The organism is Vibrio sp. 10N.247.310.24 (assembly GCF_041467175.1).
Taxonomy (GTDB): domain Bacteria; phylum Pseudomonadota; class Gammaproteobacteria; order Enterobacterales; family Vibrionaceae; genus Vibrio; species Vibrio tasmaniensis_A.
The window spans coordinates 45,244-54,686 of the sequence record NZ_JBFSUD010000031.1; the positions used below are offsets into that span (position 1 = coordinate 45,244).

A 9,443-nucleotide genomic window follows, 5' to 3' on the forward strand; every position below is an offset into this window, starting at 1 on the left:
TATAATGATTGTGTTATCAATATGTTCGATAATTATGGATCTAAGCCTTGGACAAAAATCAGTACCTTCTTGAAACCGAACTAGAACAACTCAAAACTCGCGTTGATTCTGAGCCATTGGTGATCCTAGAGATTGCACAACAATGCCTAGTCAGATCAGAGCAAGTTCTGTTTGAAGAGGGCGCTATCCAGTCATTCATGTTAATGGCGAGATGTTGTTGGAACCTTATGGATTACCAGAAAGGTTTAAAATACATCAAGGAAGCCTACAAACGCCAAAGCCGATTAGATACCGATCATTTTCTCCCTGAAATTCTCCACTTACACGCTCTCCAATTCTGGGGACAAGCCAAGTATTACTCCGCCCAACATTTCTGGATCAATGCATTAGAACAATCTGCACTGGTTGATGAAGTGGAGATTCAAATTGAATGCCTCATTGGCCTTGGCAACATTTGGCGAATGACTCACGAATATAAACTTGCACGCTCTACCCACCAGCTCGCTGTAAAAGTAGCGAATAACAGTCGCATTGGTTGGTTAGAAGGCAAAGCAAGAATACTTCTCGCATGGGATTACTACCTGCTCAACAACTATGTTGAAATGCTGTCGGTGCTCGACGGTGCAGAAGAAGCATTAAAAGAATATAAAGATAATACTTGGCACGCTGAAGTATGGGATTTTCGAGGCCTTGCCCTACTTGGCCTTGAACGTTTGGATGATGCAGAACGAGCCACAGCCAAAGCGCACAAGCTAGCAGTAGAGCACAACCTTGTATGGATGAAAGCGCATTCCTACATCAGTCGAGCTAGACTGGAGCTCTTAAGAAAGAGGCCAGAACAAGCCGCCGAGTTGCTAAGGCTGGCAGAAGAGTCAGCAAACGAATTCGATAATGGCGAACTGCTTAGCCAAATTTGTTATCAACAGTCTTTAGTCGCAGAAGAAAATCAAGATTTTGAAGCCGCATTGACCGCTTTTAAGAAGTATCGTCAATATTCTACCGGCATGCTTAAAGAACAAACAAATCGTGTCGGTTTAGACAGAGCGCGCAGTTCAAAACGCCAGCTTGAACAGAGAGCTCGTAAGCTAATTAACCGCATTCGAGGTCAACACGAACACGACCCGGAAAAGCACCTCTCTTATGTCGTTTCCGAAACCTTCTGGTGGGAAAAACTGGTACTATTTAAGACGGAGCTTAAACGCTCTAATCACTGCATCATCATGTTCCATCACATCGATACCGATTACTTAGATGTCTGTACCGAGATAGCACATACCTTGTGTAATCAGAACGACTTCATTGCAAGGCTAAGTTCGGAACGTGTGGCTCTTATGCTTTCCGAAAAAGACGAAGCTGCTGACCAGATCTTCAAAACTCTGACCACCATGCTAGATATCTATCCATGGCACAGAAAAGGATTAAAAGGTTCGAGACCGACCGTCAGCCTCAACGATATTTTGACGTTCCCGTTCACTCTTGAACAACTAGAAGAAGACGATGCTGAGGTAACAGAATGATGGAAACCCTATTAAGCAAGATTACAGATGCAGGTCTAGATCCTTCATCGGTATCGGGTGAAGAGGCGATCATATTCTGGAATCATATTCGCCAACACGTTTCGACGACACAAACAGAACAAGCACACTGTTACATCATCAGCTCTGAGTACCGCGCCGAGTTACAACAAAATCAAACCAGTATTGATGAATTAAAACTGGCACTCGACCTACTCCACCTTCCTACAGATATAGAAGATATTCTTACTGTAAAGACCAGCTTAAGTAATCGCTTGGTTGAAATTGGTGATTACACGTCGGCACTGAATGAATTCGTCAGCTCATCGACAATCGCCGTTGAGCACGGACATATCGATGAATATGTAATGGCTATCTTAGGTATGGGGAACCTGTGTGACGCTTACGGAGACCACAGCAGAGCTCTTCGCTACTACCAAAAAATCAATAGCATAGATCACGCGATAAGCAGTCGATCACTTCGTCTGAAATTCAAGCTTTATATGGTAGCAAGTCTGCTACTGCTCAACCGAATAACGGCGGCCAGCGACTTACTGAACGAATGCGAAGAACTGAGCATTTTAGTGAGTGATAAGCTACTCACAGCTCAGATACTGTTGTATCAAGCAAAAGTGCTCCGTGCTAAGAAAAAGCACCATGAAGCGCTTCGTTGTCTGTCAAAAATTCAATATCCAGCCAACAGTACTCAAGCAAGTTGGCTCGCGACCATGACTCGTCTAGAGTTAGCACATTGCTTGAGTGCGACCGGAAAGCAAGACTATGCAAGTATGATCTTGTCGAGCACCCACAAACGTGTGAAGCCCGGCTCGTCACCTGTGCTTGCGAAGCGCTTCTATGATTCTCTAAGTGATGTGTGTTTGAATCAAGGTCGTTTTGAAGAAGCGCTGAGCTACGAGAAGAAAGGCTACCGAATTGAAACGGATCTGATGAAGCAGATCCCGATCAGCGAACTCGGTGCAAGCCAACTGCGCCGTCTATCTCGGTTTGAATTACAACTTAAACTCATTCTCTCCGAACAAGAGAACAAAGAGCTTAAAGAGACAACAGAGCAACATAAAAATACAGTTGCTCAGCTACAACAAGATGTTTTCACCGATCCACTGACCGGGTTAAACAACCGTCGCTGGTTAGATGTGAAACTGAAAGATCTACTGCTACACGAAACGCCTTTCGCATTAATGGTTATCGATATCGACCACTTTAAGTCAATCAATGATGAACTGAGCCACTTAGTGGGTGATAAAGCGATCGTCAGCGTTTCTCAAGAACTGCGTTCATACTTTAAGTTTAGAGGCGCGTCATGTGTCAGGTTTGGCGGAGAAGAGTTCCTCGTCATCCTTGAGAATACTGACCTTGCGAAAGCAGAAATGCACTCTGAAAATTATCGAGAGCGTATCTTCCAATTTGGGTGGCATGAAATACTCGGCGAGCGCGGTTTAACCGTTAGTATCGGTATCACTTTGCATCGCGATAGAGAAAATACTCAGCGTACCTTCTATCGTGCAGACAAAGCCCTATACCGAGCTAAAGCCAACGGCCGTAATCAAGTGTGTACAGAGTAGTAACACGTCTGTCTGTGGGTCTTTAGTTCTGTAGGTCTGTAGCTCTGTAGCTCTGTAGCTCTGTAGCTAAGCCCGCCTCTTATTGATAAAAGAACAAAGAAATTCCACCTAATGCGGCAAGTGTCCCGATGATACTTTGCTTTGACACCTTCTCTCCTCTAATCGCATAAATCACCAAAATAAAGACCGGGCTGGTCGCTATTAATGTTTGAGCAATCGCAGGGTTAGCATTTTTCAACGCCACTTGCTGAAGCCATAGAGCGAGAAACGTCCCGACAAAGATTGCCCCTAATAACCAAAGTTTATCGAGCTTGGTCATTGCCCATAAATCTCTTTTTATCGACGAGTACGGCTTCTTTTCAACGAAAGGGATAATCAGCATTACGGCAAACACGCCAATCGTCAGGCGAATCAAAGCACCTAACAATGGTGGAATGTCACCCGCCACCAATGCGTAGTGGGAAATCACCACACCCGACGCCTGACAAACACTTGCCATAAGCCCATATCCAATGCCACCCCACTGTGCTTTGTCATTAGAAATATCATTACCGTTCGCTGATTTCGACGGCTGAAAGACCACAAAGGTCACCGCTAAGGTTGTTATCACAACACCGAGCCAACTTTGCAAAGTGAGTGCCGCGCCAAGAAACATTAATGCCAAAACACCAGAAAGAGGTGGAGCCAGAGATTCCAGCAACAAGGTCTTATTGGCACCAATTCTTTTTAATGCCGCAAAATAAGCACTGTCACCAACTGCGATACCAATGACTCCCGAGATCGCCAAGATCCCAAAATGGTTAGCACTCAGTTCGAATTCAGGCATTGGTATTAACGGCATGACCAACAGCATCATGCCAGAGGCTACAACCCCCTTAACAATGTTCAACTGCATCGCAGAGAAGCGATGCCCAAACTGCCCATAAATCCATGTCGCACACGCCCACACCATCGCAGCGCCAATGGCCGCTAATTCACCTATATACATCCGCATTTATCCTTTATTTTTTGTTGTTATGATTATGGCTATGCGCATCGTTTGAATCAGAACTGTCATCTTGTCAGCAAGAAATACGAAACAACCTATTCAAGTTCAATTGGATTTTATAAGATCCATCAGTGATTTTATTCTCATTATTAGCAGCAACATATTATTTTCAGATTGGTAAATCATTTTTATAACAATTACTTGGATGATAGCGTAGTATATTTGTAACTAACATCTAACATTACAAGGATCTGTTATGTTTTTAGACTACTTTGCACTCGGTCTACTGATTTTCGTAGCATTAGTTATCTTTTACGGCATCATCGTTATTCACGATATTCCCTATGAAATTGCGAAAGAACGCAATCACCCTCATCAAGATGCTATTCATGTCTCAGGCTGGGTTAGCCTATTCACTTTACACACTATTTGGCCATTCCTTTGGATTTGGGCTACGTTGTGGCGCAAAGATCGTGGCTGGGGCTTCGCTAAGCTTGAAGAAGAACAACATGATATTCATCACCGAGTCGACACTCTCATCGACCAAGTGAGTGCACTTCAGAGCGAAATCGCACAGCTAAAGCAAGCGGGCACTGAGCAAAACAGCACAGAGAAACAGACAAACAACGTTCAAGATCAGGAGGCTAAGTAATGGATTTACTGCTGATAATGACCTACGCGGCGCTTTGTATTACGATTTTCAAAGTATTCAAAATCCCACTAAACAAATGGACCGTCCCAACAGCCGTACTGGGTGGTGTTGTCCTCATCGGTACTTTGATTCTATTAATGAACTACAACCACCCTTTCACACAAATCGGTAATCAAGTTTACTCAACGACACCGATTGTTTCAGGGGTTCGAGGCAAAGTCATCGAGGTTCCGGTTGAAGCAAATAAGCCTCTCAAGCAAGGGGATATCCTTTTCAAAATAGACCCGATTCCTTTTGAAGCTGAAGTTGCTAAGCTGCAAGCCAAAGTAAAAGAAGCGAGTCAAGGTGCCTTAGGTCTAGAGTCGCAAGTTGGAGAAGCCGAAGCAGCCAAAATAAAAGCCATTGCAGAAAGAGATAAAGCACAACGTGAATTCTCTCGATACAAGCGAGGCTTCGAAAGTGGCGCATTTACAGAGCAACAGCTCGATACTCGTCGACAGGCATACAAAGCCACAGAAGCAGCAGTGAAAGTAGCCGAAGCAAACCAACAACAAGCTCAGATCGCACTTAACTCTGAGATTGGCGGTGAGAATACAGCGGTTGCAGGCTTACTTGCTGATTTACGTAAAGCTGAATTCAATCTTGACCAAACGGTAGTAAGAGCACCAACCGATGGCTACGTAACTCAACTCGCTCTTCGTCCTGGTGTAATGGCTGTACCACTACCATTAGCGCCGGTGATGACCTTTGTTCACACTGAGGCGCAATTCTATACCGCAGCCTTTAGACAAAACTCACTACAACGACTGCAACCTGGCTACGAAGCTGAGTTTCTATTTAGAGCACTACCAGGAAAAGTGTTTAAAGGACGCATTGATGAAGTGATCCCAGCCATTGGTGAAAGTCAATTTCAAGCTCGAGGCACACTTCTAGGTACTGACGCACTGCGCACTAGCGGCCGTGTATTTGTTAAGCTGACCATCACTGATGATCTGTCTGAGTACCATTTGCCTATGGGTACTGCCGTCGAAGTGGCCGTTTATTCTGACAGCTTCACTCACGTATCTATCATGCGTAAAGTGCTTATTCGCATGAAGAGTTGGCAAAATTATTTGTATCTAGACCACTAACCGTATCTAGACCACTAACTAGAGCTAGACCACTAAACGGTCGTAGATATACGACGACCCCGCTTAACACATTGTTAATATGAATCAAAAAGCCAGACTCGTTCTGGCTTTTTTGTTGCTTGATTAACCGTAAAATTGCGCTTTTTACATGATATTAATGCGTCTAGATGGAATTTTAGACATCTAGACACTTACCTTCCCTTATGGAAGGGTTCTACTGTATAATGCGCGCCTTATTTTTTATATTTGCCCAAAAAACGTTCTCATTGAGACGCATATTAATAATGGCGAATATTATGCTTTATTTTCAGTATTCGAGGTTATCTATGAACTTTTCAGCTAAAACAGTCGTCGTTATTGCTATTGGCGCGGCACTGTACGGCATTGGTGGTTTACCTATGTTTGGTGTCCCAGTGTTTGCTAACACGACATTGAAACCAGCAATGGCAGTCCTAGCACTGTTTTCTGTTTTGTTTGGCCCTATTGTTGGCTTCTTGGTTGGCTTTATCGGTCACTGGGTAACGGATTTGTTCGCAGGTTGGGGGGTATGGTTAACTTGGGTATTAGGCTCAGGTATTGTCGGTATGGTTATCGGCTTATTCCCAATGATGACTAAGAATCGCCTTCAACAAGGTGAACTGCCAATGAAAGATTTTGCACTGTTCGTGGTACTTGCCCTTGCGGGTAACGTTGTGGGTTATGGTAGCTCCGCGTTCCTAGACACCATCCTATACGCAGAACCGTTTACTAAAGTCTTCACTCAACTGTCTATCATCGCTGCGGGCAACACTATTCTTATCGCAGTGGTTGGCTTCCTGATCCTAAAATCAGTCGCTAAACGTAACAAACAAAGCCGTAACCTGACCGAGGCATAAACGCTAATGACTATAGCATTTTCGAACTTCTCTTTTAGATATGAGTCGCTGGATAAACCGACGCTAAAAAATATCAATCTAAGGATAGAGAAAGGAGAGAAAATCGTCATTATTGGACCAAGTGGTAGTGGTAAATCTACGCTAGGTCAGTGTCTCAATGGTCTGATACCTCATGCAATTAAAGGTGAGGTATCTGGTTCTTTAGAGATCAACGGCAAGAATGTGTCTGAGTTTTCAATGCACGACTATACCGAGCAAGTCGGCACAGTATTGCAAGATACTGACAGCCAATTTGTGGGGTTAAGTATCGGTGAAGATATCGCGTTCGCATTAGAAAACCAGTTGATGTCGAACATTGATATGTACCCGTTAGTTAAATCGACAGCAAAAATGGTCGACCTAGCGGATATGCTTGAGCGCTCTCCTCATGACCTTTCAGGTGGTCAAAAACAGCGAGTATCGTTAGCGGGTATTTTAGTCGATGATGTCGATATCTTGCTGTTTGATGAGCCTTTAGCAAGCCTTGATCCTAAAACGGGCAAAGCAACGATTGAGATCATCGACCAACTTCATAAAGAAACCAACAAGACTATCGTGATTATCGAGCATCGCCTTGAGGATGTTCTACATCGAGATATCGATCGTGTAATCTTAATGGAGCGCGGTGAAATAGTCGCGGATATGACTCCGGATGACATCTTAGCGTCCAAGTTACTTAAGACGCACGGTATTCGTGAACCTCTCTACTTATCTGCACTTAAAGCAGCGAAAGCCCCTCTGACTAACGAAGATAAACTTTCAAACCTCAAAGCTTTGGATTACAAAAGATTCCGCCCAGCAGTTCAAGCTTGGTTTGCTGAGCGCCCGGCACCGGTAGCAGAGAAACAGTACCAGCCTTTACTCGAAGTTCATGGCTTAACTTATTCTTACGACGGCGAAAAAAATGCACTCGAAGATGTGAGTTTCAAAATTGGTAAGGGTGAGTTTGTCTCGATTTTGGGCAAGAACGGTTCGGGTAAATCCACTATCACCAAACTCATCATGGGTGTGATAGATGCTGATTCAGGTTCTTCCTATCTAAATGGTCAAGACTTATCTGAACTTTCCATCTTTGAAAGAAGCCAGAAAGTCGGTGTGGTGATGCAGAACCCGAATCATATGATCTCACATCATATGATTTTTGATGAGATTGCTTTTGGTCTTCGTAACCGAGGTATTGCAGAACAACTGATCACAGAAAAAGTAGAGAACGTTCTTGAGCTTTGCGGGTTAAGTAAGTTCCGCCACTGGCCCATTGAAGCTCTGAGCTATGGTCAGAAAAAGCGTGTAACGATCGCGTCTATCTTAGTGTTGGAGCCTGAACTCCTCATCTTAGATGAGCCAACAGCAGGCCAAGACTACCGTAACTACACATCGATGCTGGCATTCATCCAAAAGCTTAACCGAGATTTGGGCATTACTGTTGTGATCATCTCACACGACATGCACTTGGTTCTAGAATACACCACACGTTCGATCGTAATCGCAGACAGTAAGTTAATTGCTAATGCAGCCATGACGGAAGTGTTTAGTCAGCCATCGCTTTTAGAACGTGCGAACCTTTGTACTACCAGCATTTATGAACTTGCGACTATAATGAAAATCGACGACACCAACGCTTTTATGCAGTACTTCATCGACGACGAGAGAAGCTCGCTATGAATGCATCAAAAGTAAAATTTGGCATCAATTACATTGATACCAAATCACCGTTACACGCACTGAACGGCATCACTAAATTTGTACTTTTTCTCGCTTGGGTCACTGTGGTTTTAACTACGTTCGACCTGAGATTGATCGCGTTGCTTATTGTGACTGGTTTATTCCTGCTAAAGCTCACCAATGTGCCTGTGCGCGTTTATAAGCCTTTGTTATTGGGAACGGTGAGTGTATTAAGCCTAAATGCTTTGTTCATGTATCTGCTTGCTCCACAGCAAGGTACAGAGCTCATCGGCAGCGAGACTCTATTGCTGACACTGCCGAGTAACTACTCGTTGAGCCAAGAGACTCTGTTTTATTTAATCACTGTCACGCTCAAATACATGAGCATGTTCCCGATAGCGTTAATATTCGTCTTTACCACGCACCCGACCGAGTTTGCCGCAAGCCTCAACCGTATTGGCGTTCCATACAAAATCGCCTACGCGGTCAGCTTAACACTGCGTTATTTACCTGAAGTTAAAAAAGACTTCATCAATATCATGCACGCGCAACAGGCTCGTGGCGTTGAACTATCGAAGAAAGCACCTTTACTCACTCGCATCAAAAACGTTGCTAAGGTTCTAGGTCCGCTCATTTTTTCTAGCTTAGACCGTGCAGACGAGATTTCAAACGCAATGACGTTACGAGGTTTTGGCAGACATAAGTCACGGACTTGGTATAGCTATGCGCCTTTGAAACGTATCGATTATGTTTGGCTAATGGTTATCGCCTTTATCGTTGTGTTAGCGATCGTAAAGCGTGTTTTAGAACCACAATTATTCTGGTATCCATTTTAGGTTTTTCATTGAAAGCATCGCTTAAATAACGTGCTGTATAATGTTCTACTTAACGAAATTCAAGCCGTTTTAGAGTGAAAATCGAAACAAAAAAAGGGAGCCTCAGGGCTAATGCCGATCAGTTAAAGCCAAAGTGATCGGTTGAAGGATCCTTCCGAGCTGTC

The 9,443-nt window shown here is 43.9% G+C and carries 8 protein-coding genes; 7 read left to right on the forward strand and 1 reads right to left on the reverse strand.

What is annotated here, in order from left to right; all coding sequences use genetic code 11:
- Positions 1-47 precede the first annotated feature (47 nt).
- Together AB6E08_RS11755 and AB6E08_RS11760 are read left to right on the forward strand one after the other, a co-directional pair.
- On the forward strand, positions 48-1,517 hold the full coding sequence (locus AB6E08_RS11755) for a tetratricopeptide repeat protein (RefSeq protein WP_372064866.1): 1,470 nt from the start codon (positions 48-50) through the stop codon (positions 1,515-1,517).
- Positions 1,517-3,097: a GGDEF domain-containing protein gene (locus tag AB6E08_RS11760; RefSeq protein ID WP_029223174.1), complete on the forward strand. Its 1,581-nt coding sequence runs from the start codon at positions 1,517-1,519 to the stop codon at positions 3,095-3,097. Before AB6E08_RS11755 ends, AB6E08_RS11760 begins: the two co-directional genes overlap by 1 nt.
- Positions 3,098-3,176: 79 nt before the next feature.
- On the opposite strand, the gene AB6E08_RS11765 is transcribed toward AB6E08_RS11760, so the two are convergent.
- Positions 3,177-4,085: a DMT family transporter gene (locus AB6E08_RS11765; RefSeq protein ID WP_029223175.1), complete on the reverse strand. Its 909-nt coding sequence runs from the start codon at positions 4,083-4,085 to the stop codon at positions 3,177-3,179.
- Between the two features lie 256 nt (positions 4,086-4,341).
- Between AB6E08_RS11765 and AB6E08_RS11770 the strand changes: the two genes are divergently transcribed.
- The 5 genes from AB6E08_RS11770 to AB6E08_RS11790 all read left to right on the forward strand — a co-directional run bounded on the left by AB6E08_RS11770 (position 4,342) and on the right by AB6E08_RS11790 (position 9,279).
- Entirely contained in the window at positions 4,342-4,737 is a 396-nt protein-coding gene (locus tag AB6E08_RS11770) for a DUF3302 domain-containing protein (RefSeq protein ID WP_017104296.1), read from the forward strand.
- Positions 4,737-5,867, forward strand: coding sequence for an HlyD family secretion protein (locus AB6E08_RS11775; protein WP_009845836.1), 1,131 nt, complete (start codon positions 4,737-4,739; stop codon positions 5,865-5,867). The genes AB6E08_RS11770 and AB6E08_RS11775 overlap by 1 nt, the downstream gene beginning before the upstream one ends.
- Positions 5,868-6,193: 326 nt before the next feature.
- Positions 6,194-6,742 carry an ECF-type riboflavin transporter substrate-binding protein gene (locus tag AB6E08_RS11780; protein ID WP_009845837.1) on the forward strand — a complete coding sequence of 183 codons (549 nt, stop codon included), beginning with the start codon at positions 6,194-6,196 and terminating at the stop codon, positions 6,740-6,742.
- Between the two features lie 6 nt (positions 6,743-6,748).
- The gene (locus AB6E08_RS11785) at positions 6,749-8,443 is read left to right on the forward strand and encodes an ABC transporter ATP-binding protein (protein ID WP_372064861.1); all 1,695 of its coding nucleotides are present in this window, start codon (positions 6,749-6,751) and stop codon (positions 8,441-8,443) included.
- Positions 8,440-9,279 carry an energy-coupling factor transporter transmembrane protein EcfT gene (locus AB6E08_RS11790; protein WP_017100918.1) on the forward strand — a complete coding sequence of 280 codons (840 nt, stop codon included), beginning with the start codon at positions 8,440-8,442 and terminating at the stop codon, positions 9,277-9,279. The genes AB6E08_RS11785 and AB6E08_RS11790 overlap by 4 nt, the downstream gene beginning before the upstream one ends.
- Positions 9,280-9,443: the final 164 nt, after the last annotated feature.